General features: G+C 38.0%; 24 protein-coding genes. 6 read left to right on the forward strand and 18 right to left on the reverse strand.

Features of this window, described 5'->3' with window-relative positions; all coding sequences use genetic code 11:
• Window positions 1-39 precede the first annotated feature (39 nt).
• From NGC85_RS06335 to NGC85_RS06345, 3 genes are read left to right on the forward strand one after another with little or no spacing between them, the layout of a single operon-like run.
• On the forward strand, window positions 40-642 hold the full coding sequence (locus NGC85_RS06335; protein WP_254805238.1) for an alpha-E domain-containing protein: 603 nt from the start codon (window positions 40-42) through the stop codon (window positions 640-642).
• Window positions 639-1,418: a transglutaminase family protein gene (locus tag NGC85_RS06340; protein WP_169111145.1), complete on the forward strand. Its 780-nt coding sequence runs from the start codon at window positions 639-641 to the stop codon at window positions 1,416-1,418. Before NGC85_RS06335 ends, NGC85_RS06340 begins: the two co-directional genes overlap by 4 nt.
• A gap of 16 nt (window positions 1,419-1,434) precedes the next feature.
• Window positions 1,435-2,169, forward strand: a complete 735-nt coding sequence (locus NGC85_RS06345; protein WP_254805239.1) for a proteasome-type protease — start codon at window positions 1,435-1,437, stop codon at window positions 2,167-2,169.
• A 60-nt stretch (window positions 2,170-2,229) separates the two neighbouring features.
• Here NGC85_RS06345 and NGC85_RS06350 read toward each other — a convergent pair whose 3' ends face one another.
• From NGC85_RS06350 to ppsA, 13 genes are all read right to left on the reverse strand, one after another.
• Complete coding sequence (locus NGC85_RS06350) at window positions 2,230-2,697, reverse strand: DoxX family protein (protein ID WP_005062397.1); 468 nt, start codon at window positions 2,695-2,697, stop codon at window positions 2,230-2,232.
• A gap of 61 nt (window positions 2,698-2,758) precedes the next feature.
• A complete protein-coding gene (gene alr / locus NGC85_RS06355; protein WP_254805240.1) occupies window positions 2,759-3,832 on the reverse strand; it encodes an alanine racemase in 1,074 nt (357 codons plus the stop codon).
• 57 nt (window positions 3,833-3,889) lie between these two features.
• Complete coding sequence (dnaB, locus tag NGC85_RS06360) at window positions 3,890-5,335, reverse strand: replicative DNA helicase (RefSeq protein WP_005054664.1); 1,446 nt, start codon at window positions 5,333-5,335, stop codon at window positions 3,890-3,892.
• A gap of 184 nt (window positions 5,336-5,519) precedes the next feature.
• Complete coding sequence (gene rplI, locus NGC85_RS06365; protein ID WP_005054662.1) at window positions 5,520-5,966, reverse strand: 50S ribosomal protein L9; 447 nt, start codon at window positions 5,964-5,966, stop codon at window positions 5,520-5,522.
• Between the two features lie 12 nt (window positions 5,967-5,978).
• Window positions 5,979-6,206: a 30S ribosomal protein S18 gene (gene rpsR, locus NGC85_RS06370; RefSeq protein ID WP_004648825.1), complete on the reverse strand. Its 228-nt coding sequence runs from the start codon at window positions 6,204-6,206 to the stop codon at window positions 5,979-5,981.
• 11 nt (window positions 6,207-6,217) lie between these two features.
• Window positions 6,218-6,601, reverse strand: coding sequence for a 30S ribosomal protein S6 (gene rpsF, locus NGC85_RS06375; protein WP_005054659.1), 384 nt, complete (start codon window positions 6,599-6,601; stop codon window positions 6,218-6,220).
• A 341-nt stretch (window positions 6,602-6,942) separates the two neighbouring features.
• Window positions 6,943-7,821 carry a heme o synthase gene (gene cyoE, locus NGC85_RS06380; RefSeq protein ID WP_005054657.1) on the reverse strand — a complete coding sequence of 293 codons (879 nt, stop codon included), beginning with the start codon at window positions 7,819-7,821 and terminating at the stop codon, window positions 6,943-6,945.
• A gap of 10 nt (window positions 7,822-7,831) precedes the next feature.
• A complete protein-coding gene (locus NGC85_RS06385) occupies window positions 7,832-8,161 on the reverse strand; it encodes a cytochrome o ubiquinol oxidase subunit IV (protein WP_004912170.1) in 330 nt (109 codons plus the stop codon).
• On the reverse strand, window positions 8,161-8,781 hold the full coding sequence (gene cyoC / locus NGC85_RS06390) for a cytochrome o ubiquinol oxidase subunit III (RefSeq protein WP_005054655.1): 621 nt from the start codon (window positions 8,779-8,781) through the stop codon (window positions 8,161-8,163). Before cyoC ends, NGC85_RS06385 begins: the two co-directional genes overlap by 1 nt.
• Before the next feature lie 4 nt (window positions 8,782-8,785).
• The gene (gene cyoB, locus NGC85_RS06395; protein WP_005054653.1) at window positions 8,786-10,777 is read right to left on the reverse strand and encodes a cytochrome o ubiquinol oxidase subunit I; all 1,992 of its coding nucleotides are present in this window, start codon (window positions 10,775-10,777) and stop codon (window positions 8,786-8,788) included.
• Between the two features lie 3 nt (window positions 10,778-10,780).
• Window positions 10,781-11,836: a ubiquinol oxidase subunit II gene (cyoA, locus tag NGC85_RS06400; RefSeq protein ID WP_005054651.1), complete on the reverse strand. Its 1,056-nt coding sequence runs from the start codon at window positions 11,834-11,836 to the stop codon at window positions 10,781-10,783.
• Between the two features lie 298 nt (window positions 11,837-12,134).
• Window positions 12,135-12,896, reverse strand: coding sequence for an RDD family protein (locus NGC85_RS06405; RefSeq protein WP_169111130.1), 762 nt, complete (start codon window positions 12,894-12,896; stop codon window positions 12,135-12,137).
• A gap of 66 nt (window positions 12,897-12,962) precedes the next feature.
• Window positions 12,963-15,341 (reverse strand): phosphoenolpyruvate synthase, encoded by a 2,379-nt coding sequence (gene ppsA, locus NGC85_RS06410; RefSeq protein ID WP_005062385.1) that lies wholly within the window; start codon window positions 15,339-15,341, stop codon window positions 12,963-12,965.
• Between the two features lie 158 nt (window positions 15,342-15,499).
• Between ppsA and NGC85_RS06415 the strand changes: the two genes are divergently transcribed.
• Both NGC85_RS06415 and NGC85_RS06420 read left to right on the forward strand, forming a co-directional pair.
• Complete coding sequence (locus NGC85_RS06415) at window positions 15,500-16,336, forward strand: pyruvate, water dikinase regulatory protein (RefSeq protein ID WP_005054643.1); 837 nt, start codon at window positions 15,500-15,502, stop codon at window positions 16,334-16,336.
• 369 nt (window positions 16,337-16,705) lie between these two features.
• Window positions 16,706-18,748, forward strand: coding sequence for a GGDEF domain-containing protein (locus tag NGC85_RS06420; RefSeq protein ID WP_254805241.1), 2,043 nt, complete (start codon window positions 16,706-16,708; stop codon window positions 18,746-18,748).
• Window positions 18,749-18,895: 147 nt separating this feature from the next.
• Here NGC85_RS06420 and NGC85_RS06425 read toward each other — a convergent pair whose 3' ends face one another.
• Window positions 18,896-19,897, reverse strand: coding sequence for an LLM class flavin-dependent oxidoreductase (locus NGC85_RS06425; protein WP_254805558.1), 1,002 nt, complete (start codon window positions 19,895-19,897; stop codon window positions 18,896-18,898).
• Window positions 19,898-20,023: 126 nt separating this feature from the next.
• A complete protein-coding gene (locus NGC85_RS06430; protein WP_005054637.1) occupies window positions 20,024-20,536 on the reverse strand; it encodes a glycine zipper domain-containing protein in 513 nt (170 codons plus the stop codon).
• 245 nt (window positions 20,537-20,781) lie between these two features.
• On the opposite strand from NGC85_RS06430, the gene NGC85_RS06435 reads away from it, so the two are divergent.
• Entirely contained in the window at window positions 20,782-21,495 is a 714-nt protein-coding gene (locus NGC85_RS06435) for a pseudouridine synthase (RefSeq protein WP_254805242.1), read from the forward strand.
• Here NGC85_RS06435 and NGC85_RS06440 read toward each other — a convergent pair whose 3' ends face one another.
• The 3 genes from NGC85_RS06440 to NGC85_RS06450 form a co-directional block, all read right to left on the reverse strand.
• A complete protein-coding gene (locus NGC85_RS06440) occupies window positions 21,496-21,939 on the reverse strand; it encodes a GNAT family N-acetyltransferase (protein WP_005054634.1) in 444 nt (147 codons plus the stop codon).
• 98 nt (window positions 21,940-22,037) lie between these two features.
• On the reverse strand, window positions 22,038-22,346 hold the full coding sequence (locus NGC85_RS06445; RefSeq protein ID WP_254805243.1) for a type II toxin-antitoxin system RelB/DinJ family antitoxin: 309 nt from the start codon (window positions 22,344-22,346) through the stop codon (window positions 22,038-22,040).
• A gap of 109 nt (window positions 22,347-22,455) precedes the next feature.
• Window positions 22,456-23,364: a pseudouridine synthase gene (locus tag NGC85_RS06450; RefSeq protein WP_254805244.1), complete on the reverse strand. Its 909-nt coding sequence runs from the start codon at window positions 23,362-23,364 to the stop codon at window positions 22,456-22,458.
• Window positions 23,365-23,420 lie beyond the last annotated feature (56 nt).

The following is a 23,420-nucleotide window of genomic DNA, read 5'->3' on the forward strand; positions in this document are numbered from 1 at the left end:
TGCCTGAGCTGATTTAATAATATATAAGGGAGGACATGTATGGTTTTACTTAGCTCGAGCGCTCAACATATTTATTGGTTAGGACGTTATTTATTTAGAATTGGTCATGTCGCAAGTCATTTACCATTTTCAACGGATCAACAAGCAGCGGAATTTGCTCAAGCACTGTCTTTACAGATCGATGATGCTGAAAATTTGAATCAATTTATGCTAGCAAGAGCTCAGCCATATTCTCTGCTAAGTCAACTTGAGATTGCGAGAGATAATATCCAAGAATTGAGAGGATTGCTGACTGCTGAAGCATATGCTGAAATCAATTATTTAATTAAAAATACTCCTTCAGATGCATTGGCAATACAGCAAGTCGTAGAAGAGTGTTGTTCTATTTTAAAAGCAGAACAAGAAGAGATTTTCCTATTTTTTGACATAGGACAAGCGGTTGAACAAATTGATACTTATTTTAGATTTTATCAAAATATTGATCATGTGATTGAAGCGGTAGATTTTAAAGTTAAACGGTTATTTAGTTTAGGTTGGAATGATTTAGAGCCAAGTTGGGAGATTTTAAAAACAGAACCTTATTTAAATCAGTTTTATGCTTTTACTTATAAACTTGAAAATCAATTCGAGGTGCATGCATGAAACTTATGGTGAATCATCAAACGCATTATCGTTATACTCAGACTGCGCGTAATAGCGTGCAGTCCATTAAAATGATGCCCCAAAGTTCCAAACATCAAACCGTTGAAAATTGGCATGTCAGCGTACCTGGGCAATACTCATGTAAGAGGGATTCGTTTAATAACTTATGGATCACAGCAACTCAAAGATATGATTATCATTATTTAACGATTATGGCGCAGGGAATTGTCGATTTATTCGATACTGAACTTGGTAGTTTTGAGAGCGATGTTTCACCAATTATTTTTCAACAAAGAACAGCAATGACTTGCTGTGATTTAACTATGGCTGATTTTGCTCAGAGTGTCGTAAAAGTCAAAGATCGTCAGCATTTGATTCTGTTAGCTGAAGAAATTTTAAGACAAATACCTTATCAGCCTGAAAGTACTTCTGTGACGACCTCAGCGATTAATTCCTTTTATGCTGGGCAGGGTGTGTGCCAAGATCATGCGCATGTATTAATTGCAATGTGCCGTTCACTCAATTTGCCTGCACGATATGTTTCGGGTTATTTATATGATCAAAATCAACCACACCTCGCCAGTCATGCATGGGCAGAAGTATTTGTGGATAATGAGTGGTATTGTTTCGATGTAAGTAATCAGATATTTACACCTCAGAATCATATTTACGTTGCAGTTGGACGTGATTATTTGGATGTAGCACCTGTTCGTGGTGTGCGAGAGCAGGGAGGTGTAGAAAGCATGATGTCTGTTGTTCAGGTTTTGGCTTGTTGAGTTTAAAGAGAGAAAGATGACCTATTGTTGTGCATTAAGATTGGAGCAGGGTTTAGTATTGATCAGTGATACACGAACCAATGCTGGGGTCGATCATATTTCTGTATTTCGTAAATTACATACTTTTGGTGTTGATGGTGAGCGTTTTATCGCGTTACAAACGGCTGGAAATTTAGCGACAACTCAAGCTGTGATTGGGCATTTGCAAAATGCACTTGCTTTGGATCAAGAGCCAAATCTTTTTACTGTTAAAACAATGTTTGAAGTTGCTGAATTAGTGGGCAAAACATTACGTAAGGTTTTAGAAGATATTACCGAAAATACCCAAGAACAGATGAACTTTTCTTGCAGTATTTTAGTGAGTGGACAAATTAAGGGCGAGGAAATCCAACTTTATAATGTTTATCCTCAAGGAAATTTCATTTGTGCAACCATCGATACACCTTATTTTCAAATTGGTGAAAGTAAATATGGGAAACCTATTTTAGATCGTGCTTTGCATTATACGATGCCACTTGCTGATGCTTTACGTTGTTCATTAATCTCTTTTGATTCAACTTTGAGATCGAATGTCTCTGTTGGATTACCATTGGATGCGTTGATATATCACAAGGATAGTCTTGTCATACCTGAAGGGAAGCGCATCGGAGAGGAAGATCCGTACTTTAGTCAAATTAGTAAGCAATGGTCAGAAACTCTGCGTCGAGGGCTACAGGAGTTACCAAAACCTACCGTTGATTATGGTCTATAAATAGAAGCGAACTACTCAAAGTAGTTCAACCCCTACTTTGAGACTCTATTTTTTTTATGATCATAGGTTTATCTTTTTGTTTAAGGTTCGATCTAGTGACAGGATACTAGGTTTAGATGTAATGAGTACAGTTAAAAGAAACATATAGAGCAAATCGTGAGTATAGAAGAACCAACTGAACCAGCTAATTAGATCTAAGCCGTTTGGAATTGTATGGATTCCAATGGTATATAATGCGGTAAGACAAATTATGAATAATAGAATGCTGCTGAGCTGAGTCAATAATCCGAGGAGCAGAAATAAACCTGCAAGCATTTCGGTAGTGGAAACAAAAGTACTCATAATTTCAGGAAATGGAATGCCTGCATCAATGATTGTCTCCAACATAATCAGTTTATTTTTCTCAACGAAAAGCTTATTGAAGCCTGTGGTGAAGAAAAAAATGCCGATAGAAATTCGGATCAGAAAAATAACGAATTGTTGAATCGGCATTTTATTAAGCGGATTATCGTATATCAGTTTTAGCATTTTAAGTTTAAATGGTTAAAACTGTATTAGAAATAAAACACAAAAAATGATCAAGTATTGTTTAGTTACCTAGTCGTCGAGTAGGGCGTTGTGTAAGGCGGCAAAGTAATTCATAACCAATTGTTCCATTTGCATGTGCAACTTCATCAACTAAACGTTGCTTACCCCATAGCTCAACTTTCGTGCCAATTTCTGCATGAATATGGGTTACATCAATCGCAATCATATCCATACTGACACGTCCAACAACAGGAACCATTTGTTGGTCAATTGCAACAAAATTTTGTTTCACGTAAGCGCGTGGATAGCCGTCACCATAGCCAATAGAGACAATAGCTATAGTCAAAGGACTTGGGGCAGTGAATGTTGAGCCATAGCCTACATATTCACCTTGTTGAATTTGATTTAATGCAATGATCTCAGCAGTGAAACTCATGACTGGTTTGAGATCGAGCTCAGATACATTTTTATCCGAAAATGGTGATGCTCCGTACAACATAATTCCAGGGCGAATATAATCAAAATGAAGTTCTGGATATTTATAAATTGCTGCTGAGTTACAGCAAGAGGCAAATATTGGGTCACACGCTTGTTTAACTGCTAAAAATTGATTTTTTTGCTGTTCATTTAAGGGATGTTCTGCATCAGCATTGGCAAAATGCATGGTTAAAACGCAAATAAAACCTTCAGCTTTTAAGCGTTGAATAACGGCAATAATTTCTGCTTTTTTAAAACCCAGACGATTCATTCCACTATTCAGTTTTACCCAAACCTTTAAATCTAATGCGTTATAAGCAGCTTTATGCTGAATTAACCATTCTACTTGTTGGTTGTGATGCACGATGCATTCAAGCTTCTGTTCGATGACTTGTTGCATCTCATTTTCAGCAAATACACCTTCAATCAATGTAATCGGCTGAGTATATCCAAGTTGCCTGATCTCTAAAGCTTCTTCTAGACAGGCGACACCAAAAGCATCCGTGGCCTCTAAGGCGGCTAAACAGTTTTTGACTCCATGTCCATAAGCATTGGCTTTGACCATACTGACGATTTTTGAATGTGGAGCAAGTTGTTTAACACGGTTTAAATTATATTGCAGTGCTTCACTGTCAATATAAACTGTTGCTTGGCGCACCCTGAGTTCTCCTTTGGGTCGACTTGGACTGTATATAAAATAAAAATAGTTTGAATATTATTCGTCATCTTCATACTGAGCATAGAACTCAGGCGATAAATTACTGAAGCGAGTATATTGACCTTCGAAGGCTAAACGAACGCTACCAATTGGACCGTTACGCTGTTTACCGATAATAATTTCTGCTGTACCTGCTTCTTTAGATTCTTTGTTATAAACTTCATCACGGTAAATAAACATAATTAAATCGGCATCCTGCTCGATTGCACCTGATTCACGTAAGTCAGACATTACTGGACGTTTGTTTGGGCGATTCTCCAAACTACGGTTAAGCTGCGATAATGCAATCACGGGGCAGTGCATTTCTTTTGCAAGTGCTTTTAAACTACGAGAAATTTCTGAAATTTCGCCAACACGGTTATCACCCATACCTGGCACTTTCATCAATTGAAGGTAATCGACCATAATGCAACCGATTTTACCATCATGCATTTTTGCAATTCGTCGAGCACGTGCACGAAGTTCTGTGGGTGGAAGAGCAGAGGAGTCGTCGATGTACAAATGCATTTCTTGTAATTGCAAGATCGTACCCGTCACTTTCGTCCATTCATCTGCATCTAAATTACCAGAACGTAAATGACCTTGGTGTACTTTACCCATGGCTGAAATTAAACGCATTGCAATCGAGTCTGCTGGCATTTCCATAGAAAACACTAAAGCAGGTAAACGATTATATTGCAGAACGCTTTCAACCAAGTTCATCGCAAAAGTGGTTTTACCCATCGATGGACGTGCGGCTACAATGATTAGATCACCAGCTTGCATACCAGAAGTTTTATTATCAAGTTCTAAAAAGCCTGTGGTTAAACCTGTGATATTTCCTTCTAATTTAGAAAGCTCATCTAGTTTAGAAATAACATCCGCCGTTACAGAGCTAATCGATTTTGGACCTGAATCTTTTTTATTATTGTTATGCTGTTCTGCTAGCGAGAAAATTTGAGTTTCTGCTAAATCTAGAATTTCACTAACAGGTCGACCTTTGGTGTCATAAGCATTTTGTAAAATATCACTACTGACTTTAATCATTGCACGTAGTGTTGAAAATTCTTTAATTTTACTGGCATAAGTTTCAAGGTTATAAAAACTTGAAGGAGAATCTGCCATCAGTTGCATTAAATATTCTTCGCCACCAATTGCATCTAACAAGTTTTGTTTGAGTAACCAATCATTTACCAAAACCGCATCATAAGGTGAGTTTTCTTGAGCCAGTTTTTCAATTGCACGATAAATATATTTATGACGTGTAGCATAAAAATCATTTTCTTTGAGTAAGTCACTAACTTGCTCAAAGGATTCAGCAACCGTCATTAATGCAGCTAAAACAGCTTGCTCGATTGCAAGATTATGAGGCGGGGTGCGAAATTCTTTTAATTGACCTGAGTCACTCACTTTACTCTCTGTGTTTGGAGAATTTTTTGTAAAATTGGCATTCGCCTGTGACATAACAAGACCTAATAAAAAAGATGAAACATAACCGAGTGACTATCTTAATCCAAATGGAGGTAAACGCGACAATTTAATTCAGTGAAAATTGTGTAAGTGGTGAAAAATTAAAAGTTGCACTTTATTTATAAAATTTTGACATAAAAAAAGAGCATGTAAAACATGCTCTTTTTCTTTGCAGAAATTACTCAGATACGATAGTAACGAGAACTTCAGCAACAACATCATGGTGCAATTGGATTGCGATGTTGAATTCACCAGTGTGACGAAGCGCACCGTTTGGTAAACGAACTTCTGCACGGTCAACAACAAGACCTGCGTTCGTTAAAGCGTCAGCGATGTCACGAGTACCGATAGAACCGAAAAGTTTACCTTCATCACCAGCTTTCGCAGTGATAACGATATTAACTTCGTTCAATTGTTCAGCACGTGCATTTGCAGCAGCTAAAATATCAGCTTCTTGTTTCTCAAGTTCAGCACGACGAGCTTCGAAAGCTGAAGTGTTAGCTTCAGTTGCAGCTACTGCTTTACCTTGAGGAATCAAAAAGTTACGACCGTAACCAGCTTTAACTGATACTTTGTCGCCTAATTTACCAAGATTTTTAATGCGTTGTAATAAGATAACGTCCACAGCTCACCTCACTTACTTATGGTTGTCAGTGTACGGAATCAAAGACAAATAGCGAGCTTGTTTAATAGCTAACGCTAATTGGCGTTGATAACGAGCTTTAGTACCTGTAATACGGCTAGGAACAATCTTGCCGTTTTCAGTGATGTACTGTTTTAGAGTGTCGATATCTTTGTAGTCGATATACGCAACTTTCTCAGCTGTAAAGCGGCAGAACTTGCGACGACGGTAAAAACGTGCCATTGAGGTTCTCCTTATTCAGCTTCTGGAATTGCGTGTTGTGCTTCTTCACGTTGAGCTTTACGCGCACGTTTTTCTTCAGCACTTTTAGCAAGTAATGATTCTTCAGTAATTGCATTTTCACGACGGATAATGATGTTACGAATAATTGCATCGTTATAACGGAACAATTCTTCTAACTCATCAAGAGTCGTTTGACCACATTCAACATTCATAAGAATGTAGTGTGCTTTGTGGATTTTGTTGATTGGGTAAGCCAATTGGCGGCGGCCCCAATCTTCTAAACGGTGAATTTGACCTTCAGCTTCTTTGATCTGAGAGATATAGCGTTCAACCATACCTACAACTTGATCGCTTTGGTCTGGATGTACCAATAGTACGATTTCGTAGTGACGCATTGTCAGCTCCTTACGGTTTAAGCAGCCCCTAATTATAAAAATTAGAAGCAAGGAGTCATAACTAAAAAGTTATGTCGCAAATTGCGAAGCGCTAATTCTAGACACCTTTGGCTTAAATCGCAAGCAATTTCATGTTTTTGTCCGCAGTAAACTTTCATGTTGGAACATTCTATAGTGCTGTAACTACTAACAACAGATCACAAATAAACTGGAATAAAAGAAGGGTTTGAATAATTGGACAATGTGTAATTTCATTTAGGCAATAAGAATCTAATGTTTTTATTGCACGAAATGATAACAACAGAAAGGAATAATAAAAAGACAGAGATGTCTCTATCTTTTTAAAAAATAGGGAGTAGGGGTGCAGGACTTGAGAATGTAAAGCTAAAGCTCAAACTAATCACAGTAATTAAAATGACTGAAAAAAGAAAAAAACGTTTTGCCCAAAGCTGATCATTATCAGCTTTAAATCCTAAAATACCAATATAAAACCAGTAAATACATAATGCATTGCAAATCACCAAGAAAATAATATTGGTGTATCCATATACATATAAAGCATTCATTGAAAGCGTAAATAAAATCACATAGATCAGTGATTCAATTTTGGTTCTCAGAATAGAACGTGCTACTGGTAAAATAGGCACTCCTGCATTTTTATAGTCGTCAAACCGATAAATTGCAATCGCCCAAGAATGTGGCATTTGCCATAAAGCATATGCAACAAAAATGAGGAGAGCAGCCATATCGAATTGGTGACTTACAGCCGTGTAACCAATAACTGGGGGACTCGCTCCAGAAATACTACCAATCACGGTTTGATGGATTGTGGTACGTTTTGTCCACAAACTATAAAACCCAACATAGACGACAAATCCAATCACAGCGAATAGGAATGCATAAGCATTCACATAGAACCAAAGAATGCTAAAACCAATGACACCTAAAACGAATGCATAAAACATTGCTATAGTAGGGGAGATTGTTTTTTTTACAAGAGCACGGTTCATGGTGCGTTGCATTTTTTGATCGATGTCTTGATCAATTACATTATTTACGACACAACCAGAAGCAACAACAAATGTCGTTCCAATCAGAGTAAGTAATAATAAGAGGAAGTCTATGGAGCCTTGAGCGGCTAAAAAGAAGCCGCCCAAGGTGGTAATAAAATTACCGAAGAGAATTCCTGGTTTAGTCAGGAATAGATACTTTTTCCACATGACAATCAGTTTAGATCATCATGTTGTAGTGTAGGTAATTCATAATCCACACTGAACCTACGAGAAGAACAGCGATACATAGGATTGTGTAAATGAATGCAATCAAATTCCAACGTTGTTCAGATGATGTATTCATGTGCAAGAAATACACAAGTTGTACAAGTACCTGAGCAACCGCTGTAATAGCGATTACAGTCATTAAAATACCACGACTAAAACCACCCGCCATCACCATTCCAAAAGGAATGATGGTGAGGACAACAGACAGGATAAAACCAACCGTGTACTGTTTGAAGTTACCGTGTGATGCACCAGCAGCATTATGGTCATGACCACTCATTAGAGAACTCCCATTAAGTAAACGACGCTGAATACACAGATCCAAACGATGTCAAGGAAGTGCCAGAACAAGCTTAAGCAAGCAAGACGACGTGTATTCGGTAGTGTCAAACCATTCTTTTTAATTTGATACATAAGTACCAGCATCCACACTAAACCAGAAGTTACGTGGATACCGTGTGTACCAACTAAAGTAAAGAATGCTGATAAGAATGCACTATGAGTCGGACCGTGGCCAGCATGTACAAGGTGATGAAATTCATAGATTTCCATACCAATGAACGTTGCACCAAATAAGAAAGTAATGAATAACCAAGTAATCACTTGGTTTACATTCTTTTTATAAGATGCAAGAACTGCAAATCCGAATGTTACCGAAGAGATCAAGAGGGCAAAAGTTTCGGTTAATACAAAACCTAAAGAATCACCAAAAAGATCTTTCGCACTTGGAGTACCAGGTGGAATATGACTGCTTAATACGGCGAACGCAATGAAGAGTGATCCGAAAAGAATCAAGTCACTCATCAAATAAGTCCAGAAACCAAAGACCGTTAAGTCTGTATCATCATGTTCGTGATGACCGTCATGACCGTGGTTGTCGTGATGAAGTACTTCAGCCATTTCCTTAGTCCTTCTTCAAGTGTTTTTCAAGTAAAGCATAGCGTTCGTTTTCAATGCGCTCAACTTCAGCAGCAGGAACGTAGTAATCAACATTCTTAGTGAATGAGCTTACGATCAAGCTAACAACAGCTGCAACGAATGAAACAACGACTAACCACCAAATATGCCAAATTAATGCAAAGCCAAGTACAGTAATGAACATTGCAATGACAAAACCAGCTGCACGATCAGTCGGCATGTGGATGTCTTCATATTTGGTATCACGAGCGTATGCTACACCATTTTCTTTGTCAGTCCAGAAACGATCAACACCGCTAGCTTCTGGTACATGTGCAAAGTTATAGAACGGAGCAGGAGAAGATGTTGCCCATTCAAGTGTACGGCTATCCCATGGATCGCCTGTATGGTCCATATTGTCCTTACGTTGTAAGAAACCAACGATGATTTGCATTAAGAAACATGCAATACCAATCGCAATAAGCACAGCACCAAACAATGCAATTGCTAAGTAAGGATCCCATTCAGGGTTATCATATGTATTCAAACGACGTGTCATACCCATGAAACCAAGGATATAAAGTGGCATGAATGCAAAATAGAAACCGATGAACCAGAACCAGAACGCAGCTTTACCCCATGCCTCGTTGAGCTTCCAACCAAACATTTTCGGCCAGTAGAAGATGATGCCGGCAAACATACCAAACACCACACCACCGATAATTACGTTATGGAAGTGAGCGATCAAGAATAATGAGTTATGTACAAGGAAGTCCGCAGGTGGAACAGCCATAAGTACACCAGTTAAACCACCGATACCGAATGTCACAAGGAAGCCAAGCGTCCATAACATTGGGGTAGTATAGGTGATGCGACCTTTATACATTGTGAATAACCAAGAGAAGATTTTCACACCTGTAGGAATCGCAATAACCATGGTCATAATACCGAAGAACGCGTTAACGTTCGCGCCAGCACCCATGGTAAAGAAGTGGTGAAGCCATACAACGAATGCAAGTACAGTAATTGCAATTGTTGCATACACCATTGACTTGTAACCGAACAACGCTTTACGAGAGAACGTTGCAACGATTTCTGAGTATAGACCAAAAGCTGGCAATACTAAGATGTATACCTCAGGGTGACCCCATGTCCAGATCAAGTTCACGTAAAGCATTGGGCTACCGCCAAGCTCATTGGTGAAGAAATGGAAGCCGAAGTAACGGTCTAGCGTCAACATTGCAAGTGTACCTGTTAATACAGGGAATGATGCAATAATGAGTACTGCCGTACAAAGAGAAGTCCATGTAAAGATCGGCATGTCCATCAGTTTCATACCAGGAGCACGCATTTTAATGATGGTAACGAAGAAGTTAACACCTGATAAAAGCGTACCTAGACCAGAAACCTGAAGTGCCCAAATATAGTAGTCAACACCAACACCAGGAGAATATTGAATACCAGACAATGGAGGATAAGCCATCCAACCTGTAGCAGCAAATTCACCTAATACAAGTGAAACCATCATCAAACCAGCAGCTCCAGCAAACAACCAGAAACTTAAAGAGTTTAATAATGGAAATGCAACGTCACGAGCACCAATCTGTAAAGGTACAGAGATGTTCATCATACCAACAACAAGACCCATTGCTACGAAGAAGATCATGATTACGCCGTGTGCCGTAAAGATCTGATCGTAATGGTCAGGATGTAGGTAACCTTCACCACCGCCTTTAGCGAGGAAAAGTTGTAGACGCATCATGATCGCATCTGCGAAACCACGCAACAGCATGATTACAGATACAATGATATACATAATACCAATCTTTTTATGATCTACAGATGTAAACCATTCTTTCCAAAGGTAGCCCCATTTCTTGAAATAGGTAATACCACCAACAACCGCAATGCCACCAAGAGCCATCATGACCATGGTAACGAGTACAATCGGCTCTGTTGGGATAGAGTCCCAACCTAATTTGCCAAAAATCATATCCATGTCTTATTCCCCTTGAGCAGCGTGTTCAGCTGCAGCATGAGTTTCTGCTGTTGCATGTCCAGCAGCAGAGTGGTCAGCACCGTGATAGTTACTCATGTAGTGGTTGATGATTGTTTCAAACAATTTTGGTTCAACTGATGAGTAATACGTTACAGGGTGTGGCTTATTTGGGAATGGTTTCATTGCTTCAGCTTTAGCGATAGCTTCTTCATCACCCGCAGCTTTAGCGCGGTTAACAAGAATTTCGATCTGATGTTTAGAACGATCACCATCTTTAAGTGTTGCTAATTCAGCTTGGTCAAGTGTACCTTTTTGAATCGCTTCAGCATTAATGCTTGTACCATTACCAGCTTTTACAGCTTCAACCCACTGTGCAAATTCTGGTTCAGTCACGCTGTGTGCTTTAAAGCGCATTTGTGAGAAACCATAACCTGAATAGTTTGCTGAGAAACCACGGAATACACCTGGTTCATCTGCTAATAAGTGAAGATGAGTTTGCATACCCGCCATAGCGTAGATTTGCCCACCTAACTGTGGGATGAAGAACGAGTTCATCGTAAAGTTAGACGTAATCTTGAAGCTAATAGGCGTTTGTTCTGGGAAACGTACTTCGTTTACCGTTGCAATATTTTGCTCAGGATAGATAAAAATCCATTTAAACTGTTCAGCGACAGCTTGAATAGTTAATGGTGCTTTATCTGATTCTAACGGACGGTAAGGGTCGTACTTGTGGGAACCCCACCAAGTTAACCAAGCTAAAATACCAATAATAATGACAGGAACACCCCAAACAACGATCTCAATTGTCGTAGAGTGTGCCCAAGTAGGTTTATAGTCTGCATCTTTATTCGATGCGCGATATTGCCAACCAAACCATAATGCCATTACGATTGATGGAATTACCACCAATAGCATTAGATAGATCGCAGTCATCATCAGGTCACTTTGACCTTGACCTACTGGACCTTTATTGTTTAGAAGTACCATATCACCGCCACACCCAGTCAAGAGTGCAGCCATCGTAGATAAAGACAATACAGCTAAAATCGTTTGTCTCATTTTACAACCTCGGTGAAGAGTCCCATTCCCTAATTAAATTATGGGATAGCGATTAAAGTGTCGCATGATTGATAAGAATTTTTTGTGAAATGCTTAGCAATCATGCGACACCGCTACGTTGTTGGGCATTATGCCTCATATTGAAAAACTAAGCTACACATAACAGGGTCAGAAATACTTGTTTTAAAACCCGATTTATTTTGTAGGGTTTATTGTTTGGTAGTGTGTTTTTCTTTTAGATATCAATTTAATATATAAAAAAAGAGGATTAAATCCTCTTTTGTTTATTGATTTGTGATTATTGCTTTACGACCTTGGTTTTTGCCAATTTATCGTGCAATGTTTGACGATTTTTATTGAAAACGAAGAAAGTATAGTCAATAAGTGTAATAAAAGGCATAAATAATAAATTGAGAATAATGAACAAGACACTTCTTAGCCAAAATGCACGAATGCTATTCACCTGAGTATTTTGCTCTACATCAACAATTTTTATTTTCGCTATTTTCTTACCAATACTTTGTCCTGATTTAGCAATAAAGAAGGCTTGAATCATCAGCATGATAATCAAGTAGGCAAACATCGTCATCCATGCTTCATTTGGAATGAGTTGCATCAACTGTTGCTGTAATTCGACAGCTTTGGTCGAAGCCATTTGGGTAGCTTGTAACTGTTTCTGAATATCAAATAGTTCTTTATATTGGCTTTCATTAAAGAAAAATGATGGAATTGCAGCCATCGGTAACCAAAGCATTAAATCTAAAATTTTGGCAAGTGCTCGTGAGTGAAAAGCAGCAAGCTCAGGTGCTTTTTGTTCCACTTTAATATTAAAAGAGGCTTTTTCTGTTTCATTATTAATTTGCGTACTGAAAGGAGAGTATCCTACAGGTTCGTAAACAAGTTTACCTTGTGTTAATTCACCAAGTGTTTTCCATTCAGTCATACCTTCATGCCAAACAAGATCGGTAAGTAAAACCTGTTGGCTGGTCAGCATTTGGTTCACTTGTTCTAAACTATATGGTCCAGCTTGTTGATTGTTACGAGCCAAGTAAATTTGCATAATAAAAAAATCTCAATGACTAAAGATGAAAAAAGACCCCACGGAAGGGTCTTTTTTTATAAAAGATTAGGCTTTTTTGATCTGCTCTTCAGCAAGGAAGAACCACGTGTCAAGGACAGAATCTGGATTAAGTGAAACAGATTCAATACCTTGCTCCATCAGCCATTTAGCTAAATCTGGGTGATCTGAAGGACCTTGTCCACAGATTCCGACGTATTTTCCTGCTTTACGGCAGGCATGAATAGCCATCGATAATAAAGCTTTGACTGCTGGGTCACGCTCATCAAACAGATGTGAAACGATACCAGAGTCACGGTCAAGACCTAGTGTAAGTTGTGTTAAATCATTTGAACCAATCGAGAAACCATCGAAATGCTCAAGGAATTGCTCAGCCAATAATGCATTGGTTGGTAATTCACACATCATGATGACTTTTAAGCCATTTTCACCACGTTTTAAACCATTTTGAGCAAGCAGCTCAATCACACGTTTCGCTTCAGAAACTGTACGAACAAATGGAATCATGATTTGAACATTGGTTAAGCCCATTTCATCACGCACTTTTTTCAATGCACGACATTCAAGCTCAAAACAATCACGGAAGTTGTCAGATACATAGCGACTAGCGCCACGGAAACCTAACATTGGGTTTTCTTCTTCAGGTTCGTATAACTTACCGCCAATTAAGTTCGCATATTCATTTGACTTAAAGTCAGACATACGCACAATCACAGGCTTATTTGCAAAGGCAGCGGCGAGTGTTGAAATACCTTCGACTAACTTTTCAACATAAAACTCAATCGGAGAAGTGTAGCCAGCCGTGCGTGTCATTACAGCAGCACGTGTTTCACGAGGAAGGCTTTCGATGTTTAATAATGCTTTTGGATGCACACCGATCATACGGTTGATGATGAACTCAAGACGAGCAAGACCAATCCCTTCATTTGGAATTTGAGCAAAGTCAAATGCACGGTCTGGGTTACCCACGTTCATCATAATTTTGAACGGTAGTTTAGGCATTGAATGAATTGAATTACGTTGTACTTCAAAGTCTAACGCACCTTCATAAATAAAGCCTGTATCACCTTCAGCACAAGAAACAGTTACTTCTTGGCCATCAGTTAATACTTCTGTTGCGTTACCACAGCCAACAATGGCAGGTACACCAAGTTCACGAGCAATAATTGCTGCGTGACAAGTACGACCGCCGCGGTTTGTTACAATCGCAGCAGCACGTTTCATCACTGGTTCCCAATCTGGGTCAGTCATATCAGATACAAGTACATCACCATCTTGTACTTTATCCATTTCCTTGATTGAAGTCACAACACGTACGCGACCTGAACCAATACGTTGACCGATTGAGCGTCCTTCACAGATGACAGTACCGCGCTGTTTTAACAGGTAGCGTTCCATTGTGCCGACATTTTGACGACTTTTTACAGTTTCTGGACGCGCTTGTACAATATAGATTTGACCGTCATCACCATCTTTTGCCCACTCAATATCCATTGGTGAGCCGTAGTGTTGTTCAATAATTAATGCTTGTTTAGCAAGCTCATGCAATTCATGATCATTCAACGCAAATTGTTGACGTTCTGGTTTTTCAACATCAACCACAACCACTGATTTGCCTGCTGAACCTTCTTCGCCATAAATCATTTTTTGGTGTTTAGAACCAAGGTTGCGGCGTAAAACAGAGTGTTTGCCATTATTGAGCAGCGGCTTAGATAAATAGAATTCGTCTGGGTTAACTGCGCCCTGAACAACCATTTCGCCTAAACCATATGATGCAGTAATAAAGACTACATCACGGAATCCTGATTCTGTATCGAGTGTAAACATGACTCCCGCAGCGCCAGTTTCAGAGCGAACCATACGTTGAACACCAGCAGAAAGGGCAACAACACTATGCTCAAAACCTTGGTGTACACGATAAGCGATCGCACGGTCGTTATAAAGTGATGCAAAAACTTCTTTAATCGCAATAAGAATATTATCAATACCGCGAATATTTAAAAATGTTTCTTGTTGACCTGCAAATGAAGCGTCAGGGAGATCTTCTGCAGTTGCAGAAGAACGTACCGCAACAGCAATGTCTGGGTTGCCGTTTGAAAGTGCTGCAAAAGCCTCACGAATTTCTTGTTCTAATGTCGTAGTAAGTGGAGTATCAACAATCCATTTACGAATTTTAGCGCCTGTTTCAGCAAGTGTAATAACATCGTCAACATTTAGCTGTGCAAGTTCAGCCTGAATACGAGCGTTTAAGCCGCTTTGATCCAAGAACTCACGATAGGCAGCTGCAGTTGTTGCAAATCCACCAGGTACCGATACGCCAGCATTTGATAAATGACTGATCATTTCACCCAAAGATGAGTTTTTCCCACCTACGAGTTCGACATCGTGTTTTCCTAATTTTTCCAGACCGATTACGCGCGCTTCCAAAGTATTTACTCCACTTTTTTTGCAGTATGAATGACCATCATTGGTATGAAATTATACGAATGTGCCTAGATTTAGCGTTTTACTAAGCGACAGCCATGTTAGATGAGTTTACTATAAAGATTATAGAGCACTAAGACAAATGTTTAAGGAGAATTTTGATGCCCGAAAGTAAACAAATTAAACGGAGTGTATTCTTTATTTCAGATGGTACAGCAATCACCGCAGAAACCCTTGGACATTCGCTACTTGCGCAATTTCCCAACGTTGATTTTGATATTCATATCATGCCTTATATCACCACAGAAGAGGCGGCAATGAATGTTGCTGTAGAGATCAATGCGTGCCAGAAACGTGACGGTTCTTTACCACTTGTTTTTGATACTTTGGTCGATCCAGATGTACGTGAAATCATTAATACTGCTAAAGCCGTAAATTTGGATGTCTTTGAAGGCTTAATTAGTAAATTAGAACAAGAATTGGGTACACCTCCAACAACATTGGTGGGTCAAACGCATGCAGTAACAGATTCCGAATCTTATAAAGCACGTATTGATGCAGTTCATTTTGCACTAGATAACGATGATGGTGCACGCACTCGACATTATGACAAAGCTGATCTTATTTTAGTTGGAGTATCTCGCTCAGGTAAAACACCAACTTCGATTTATTTGTCATTACAATTTGGTATTCGAGTGGCAAACTATCCTTTGACCGAAGAAGACCTGGATGACAATCGCTTACCTGCGGTACTCAAAGAGCATAAAAATAAACTCTTTGGTTTAATGATTGATGCAGAGCGGTTAGTTGCTATTCGTAGTGAGCGAAAAGCGAATAGCCGTTATGCCAGCTTTAGTCAATGTCAAATGGAGTTACGTGCGATTGAGGGTATCTATATCTCCGAAGGGATTAAATATTTGAATGTTACTGAGATGTCGATAGAGGAAATCTCTACACGAGTTTTACAGATGACAGGTCTGAAGCGACGTATTGGTTAATCTAATTTGGCTAAGTGAATCCTTAATTGACTTAGCCTTTCATACGAAAAATCACATAAAATAACGTGTTTTTATTTTAATCAAAAACTTAATATCAAAGACATACGTCACTGATGAAATCATAACTTTTTGAATTTATTTTAAAATTTAAATTACTACAAAATATGACTATTGGGTTGTGTGTTTTAGTGATAATTGCATCACATTTTGATATGATATGTGTGAATTAAATCGTATTGTGAGCATAGGTATATGACTTTGCTTTTGGCTAGTCATTTTTTAAATGAAGAGTTCCCTAAAGAAATAAAATCTTTGGAGTTGCATGACACAAATGTCAATGCGACTAGGGCTTTTCGATGCTTTCAAGAAATGAGTGATATTGAAAAAAACGTTTTTGATAATATCCCCAGTTTAGTTTGGTTATTGACAGAACAAGGCGATGCTTATTTTTTCAATAAATTAAGCCAAGAATATATAGGCGCACAAGAATTACATCAATTGATCAATGGCTGGGATAATGTAATTCATCAAGAAGATTCAAAATTATATAAAAATGAATGGTTACAGGCTTTCATTCATAAAAATGAATTTCAATTTGAATGCCGAATACAACATCATTCTGGTACATATCGATGGTTCTTGTTGTCCGCAAAATTTATTGAAAATACAAATGTTGAAAAAAAATATTGGTTTATCAACTGTGCAGATATTCATGAAACTAAGCAACATCAACAGAACTTAGTCAAATGTATCGACACACAAACCAATATGCTAGATACCAGTATCGATTGTATTAAATTACTTGAAGTCGATGGAACACTTTTACATATCAATAAATCAGGCTGTACTGCATTAAATATATCTGAAAACAATAAATACTCTAGGATGAAATGGGTTGATCTTTTACCTGCAGAGATTCGCTCGAAGGCAGTACGTGCTTTAAAGGTTGCCGTGCAGGGTAAACCATCACGATTTCGTGGAATGAGTACAAGTGGCAATAAAAAGCAGTATTGGGATAATTTGCTTACACCAATATTTAATGATACAGGCGAGACGTTGCGTATCTTATGTATTTCTCGTGATGTAACTTCGCAAAAAGAAACAGAAATGCGGCTTCAAATTGCCAGTGAATTAGATGAATTAACTGGGTTGTATAATCGTCGTTTTTTCAAATCACAGCTTAAACGTACTTTGCTTAAACATAAAAACAATAAAAAGCGCTTAGGTTTAATGCTGCTTGATTTAGATTATTTCAAACATGTTAACGATACTTTGGGTCATGCCGCAGGTGATCATTTACTCAGAATATTATCAAAGAGAATAGAGAACATACTTCCCGCCAATACTTTTGTCGCACGTCTTGGCGGAGATGAGTTTGCAATTGTTGTGAACGAGATTGAAGATGGAAGTGATCTCGAAAAAATAGCAATTGATGTCAATAAATTGTTAGATGCACCGATTACATATGCTGGAAATTTAATTAACGGAAGTATGAGTATTGGTTGTGCAATTTATCCACTTGATAGCAAAGATTCATCTACATTAATGAAATGTGCTGACACTGCATTGAATGATTTAAAAGCCACAGGACGAGGTGGCTTTCGCATGTTCAATTCTCATATGCTAGTCGCTGCTCAAGATGTTGCAATCCAGCTTAATAAAGCACGTCATATCATTCGTGATGATCTAATTATTCCGTTTTATCAACCTAAAGTTAGATTGTCGGATGCTAAAGTAGTCGGGTTTGAAGCTTTATTGCGTTGGCAAACATCAGATAATCAGGTTCATTTCCCAAAAAATGTTGAACAAGCTTTTCAAGACTATGTTTTGGCGACAAGAATAAGTGATGCAATACAAAACAAAGTGTTCGCGGATATTTCAACTTGGATGAAGCAAAAACTTCAACTTGTGCCAGTTTCAATTAATGCTGCACCAGTTGAGTTTCTGAAAGATAATTATGCTGAGCGTTTATTGCATCGTTTAAGTCAATATAAAATTCCACATCATCTGATTGAAATTGAGATTACTGAACAAATTTTGGATGATCGGGGTTCGGATTATGTGGTAAGAGCATTAACTTTATTGAAACAAAATGGAGTGCGAATAGCACTTGATGATTTTGGTACAGGTCATTCATCTTTAACCCGATTAAGGGACTACCCAGTTGATTGCTTGAAAATTGATTGCGATTTTATTAGACGAATGAATCATGATCCTGCCATTTCAGCTATTGTAGAAGCGATTGTTGCATTAGGACCAAAATTGTCCCTAGATATTGTTGCAGAAGGCATTGAAAATATTGAGCAATTAGAGTTGCTTAAACTATCTGGTTGTACGATTGGTCAAGGGTTCCTATTTAGCCAAGCCGTAAGTCATCAACAAGCGACTTTGATGTTAGGCAAAACCGTATAATTTTGAGATGTTGTGATTTTAAGTTGCTGTTTTAATGATTGAAAATAAATGAAATATTCAAAATCATCATCAATCAATGGTGATGCGGTTAGTCTGACAAGCAAGTCGCTAAAATTAAATAACAACCTACTTGCCTGTAAATTGAATTTAGTTCTGTTTAATATCCATTAACAAGCTAAAGTTATCTAAACGTTTCTGTGTATCATAAATATCACAGGTGAATATAAATTCATCTACATCATATTGTGCCGCAATTTGATTTAAACCTGATTTAACCGTTTCTTGAGAACCAATTTGCGCCATCGCATAAAAATTTTGAATCGCTAATTGTTCAGCACTACTTGCAAGACCCTGAGTCGATTCAATCGGTGGTTTAAGTTTTAAACTGTGACCACGAATTAAATTTAAAATTCTCTGATAAGAACTTGTCGCTAAATATTGAGCTTCATCATCCGTTGCAGCAACAACTGTTAGGATGCCCATTGACACATAAGGTTTATCTAAATATTCAGATGCTTGGAAATTATCACGATAAATCTCGATCGCTTGACCTAACATTCTTGGCGCAAAATGAGAAGCAAAAGAATAGGGAAGTCCTAACTTTGCAGCTAATTGAGCACTGAATAAACTTGAGCCAAGTAGCCAAACGGGGACATGCGTATTTTGCCCTGGCGTAGCTATAATTTTTTGATTCGGTTGCGGCGCTTTAAAGTATTGCAAAATTTCCATTACATCTTGTGGAAATTGATCTTCGGTTTCCTGACGACCACGGCGTAGTGCACGCATTGTCATTTGGTCTGTTCCAGGTGCACGACCTAAACCAAGTTCAAAACGATTTGAGTATAGTGTCGCTAGGGTTCCAAATTGTTCTGCCACCACTAGCGGTGCATGGTTTGGTAACATAATACCGCCTGAACCTAGACGAATACTTTGAGTGTTTGCCGCAATGTATCCGAGTAAAACGGCTGTAGCAGAACTGGCAATCCCATCCATATTGTGATGCTCAGCGAGCCAAAACCGTTGATAACCTAAATTTTCAGCATGTTGGGCGAGTTTAAGTGCGTGACGGAGTGAAAACTCAATACTTTTATCATCACGAACTGGCGCGAGTTCTAGGATAGAAAACTTTATATCTTGTAGTGATTTCATCATAAATTCTCAATATTATATATCGAAATAATACGATATGAATTGGATTTTGTATATCGATTTTAATCGATATTTATATTTAACCAACAAAAAAGCACCCGAAGGTGCTTTATACAAAACAATCTATTATCGGTTTTTATACCAGCCACGATGCAAACCATTGTCATGACGATTTTTATGACGAGAGTTGTAGTAACGGCGATCATCATAAGAACGACGATTATCGTAACGGCGGTCATAGCGACGATCATCGTAACGGTTATCAGCATCTCGATCTTGTCCAACCTTTTGACCTAATGCCGCACCACCTGCCGCACCGAGAGCTGCACCGATATAACCACCATTGGTTCCAGCTACATTACGACCAACTGTATATCCACCTGCACCACCTAAGCCTCCACCGATTGCAGCTTCAGTACGATCACGCTTGTTACTAGATGCCGCAGCACCACCAGCACCACCAATGGCTGAACCAATCATGGCACCTGTTTGTCCGCCTAATTGTTGCCCAATTGCTGTACCTACAACACTGCCTAGAGCAGAAGTAGCAGCAACACGTGTCGCGTTATCAGCATATGTGACTGTTGCCATCGACGAAGTTGCTAAAATAAGGCTGCATAACCATATATTCGATTTCATAGTGAAACTCCTTATCCATCTATCTGGACAATATTTTTTTGCTTGTGACAAATTTAACAAGATTTTCTAGTGAAAATATGGAGCGCAATACTACGATTGAGAGAGTTTAACGATGGTTTTGTAGGTGTTCTATTACAAGTGAAGAGATTGTGAATAAATTATAAAAACAGAGAATGAATAAGCAACAGCCAACGGTGCATCTAGGAATCGAGTACAATAGTTGTAGTTCGGATTAGGATGCAATTATGCTGCTGGAAAAAATTTTACAATCGCAAGGTTTTGGTTCAAGAAAGTATTGTCAGCAGTTAATAAAAAATGGTTCTGTCGAAATTGATCATCAGGTCTACGATAATCCAAAGCAGAAAATTCTTACTGATCAACTCTGTTTTCAGGTATTTGGTGAAGAATACCAATATAGAGAGCAGGTCTATATTGTTCTTAATAAGCCTCAAGATTACGAATGTTCCCATCAAGCAACGCATCACAAAAGTGTCTTTAGTTTATTTCCTGAAATTTTACTTCATCGTGGTATCCAATGTGTTGGTCGTTTAGATCAGGACACAACAGGTATGTTATTACTCACGGATGATGGTCAATATTTACAAGCTTTGACCAATCCACGTAAGCACGTGCCCAAGGTTTATCACGTTACTACAGCTGATCCTATTACACTGGATCAAAAGCATGCTTTAGAGATTGGAGTAGAGCTTCGTAATGAAAAAGGGGTGTTTGCTGCGACTGATGTCGAATTGATATCAACTCATCAACTATCAATGACCATTCATCAAGGTGTGTATCATCAAGTTAAAAGAATGCTCGCAGCTGTTGGGAATAAAGTTGAGGCTTTGCATCGACATCAGGTTGGTTTACTTGAATTACCAAAGTTGGCGGAAGGAGAGTGGCTGTATTTAACTCCTTCGCAAAAACAGTTAAGCCAAAACATAGCTGTAGATAAATGATTATTTTAAAAAACAATGAAAAGTTTTAAATTCACTATCTTGAATAAACCCCATTTGTTCATAGAGTTGATGAGATTGATAATTATTTTTTTGCGTTTCAAGGCTAATTCGTTGCGCGTTTTCATGGCGTGCAAACAGAATGGCAGTATCAATCAACTGTTTTGCAGAACCTTGTTTACGGTATGAGGGTGTGACATAAACGTCATCTAAAATGTAATAGGTTTCACAAGCCACGGAAGAAAATGCAAGATAAAGTAATACAAAGCCAGTAAATACATCATCTTTAACATGGATGAAAATAACACTGTCTTTATTATCGAAACGATGTTTTAAAAATTGATAAGATTGTTCAATATTTGATGATGCCCCATAGAATTGGCGATATTCATCAAACAAGACAGCAAGCTGATGGAGATCTTCCTTTATTGCTCGTTTAACAATCATTCCTGTTGATCCTTACATTTATAATTTTATTTGGACTGTCAGGATAACGAAAAAAATTCAGCTTAAAAAATAAAAACTTGTTTATAAATGCAACATTGTTAAGTTTTGTCACTTTCACCTAGAAGAGCGTTCAACTCTTCAAATAAATCTTCGTGATCATCTTCTATATCTACAGCAGATGGATTTTCTACTGAATTCGCAGCTTTAGATTTACGCAGTTTAAGTAACTGCTCCATATTGATATTTTGATTTTCAATTGCAAATGGAATTGATTTAGTCAGTACAACCTGCTTAAAGAAAAGACGAACAGCTTGAGCAGGGGATATACCCAATTGCTTAAAAACAGCAAAAGCCTGCTTTTTTTCCTGTGAATCTAGGCGAACCTGATAAACTTCTGTTTTTCGCATGAAGATTTAAACCAAATATTTATATTTATCGTCATGTATTTTAAACGATCGTAATGTAATTTCAATATTTTTGCAGTGAAAAGTGGTTTTTTTTGTCATTACGTTGTGTTTACAATGAAATTTCTTGAAGTGAACTAAAGTTCATTTCTTGATTTGTAAATGGATCTATAAATTGAATTTGCTTGGCGAGTAGTTGTAGCGGTTGACTAAAATCATCATCAGCCTTGTGTTTGACCTTTGGATAAAAAGTATCATTAAGGATGGGAATGCATAAAAAATTTAAATGCACTCGCAACTGATGTTGTTTTCCCGTTTTTGGTTGTAGTTGGTATTTTGCATAATTTTCATTATGTTTAATGATAGAAATAATAGTCTCAGTATTACTTTTTTTCTCAGAATTGATTTGCATGGTGTAAAAAGGATGTCCTTTTTCTAAATGTAACTCAAGAGTCAAAGGAAAATTAATCTCTGGTCTATATTCTGCAATCGCATGATATGTTTTCTGAACTTTGCGCTCTGCAAAAAGTTGTTGGTATGCATTTCTTGATGATGCTTTTTTGCAGAATAACACAACGCCGGCAGTTTCACGGTCTAGTCGATGTATTGGCGTTAAATCGTCATAGCCAGTTTGTTTTTTTAGTCTTACCAATAATGTTTCTTGAACGTATTGACCTGTAGGACTCATAGTCAAAAAGTGTGGTTTATCGACAACAAGCAAATCATCATTTTCAAATAGAATTTGATGCTTAAATGGCACATGTATTTCATGCGCCAGAAAACGATAATAATAAATGTGGGTATTGGGAGTGTAGACACTATTTAATTTTAATTTTTCTCCCTGCGCAGAGTAGATTAACTCATCCGTAAAACGCTGTTGCCATTCGTTAACCTGAATATGTGGAAAGTGCTGGCATAAGTAATCAAAAATAGTCACTGCTGAAACATCATTGGGCAAAAAGACTTTACTCGCACTGACGCCATTGATTAATGGCGGTGTAAACTCAATGATTGATGGCATACAACGAAATCAACTTAATAAAATGATGTAATAAAACACTTTAAAAGGACTTTATT

Origin of the sequence: Acinetobacter sp. Z1 (assembly GCF_024296945.1) — a bacterium.
In the GTDB taxonomy this organism is placed as follows: Bacteria; Pseudomonadota; Gammaproteobacteria; order Pseudomonadales; family Moraxellaceae; genus Acinetobacter; species Acinetobacter beijerinckii.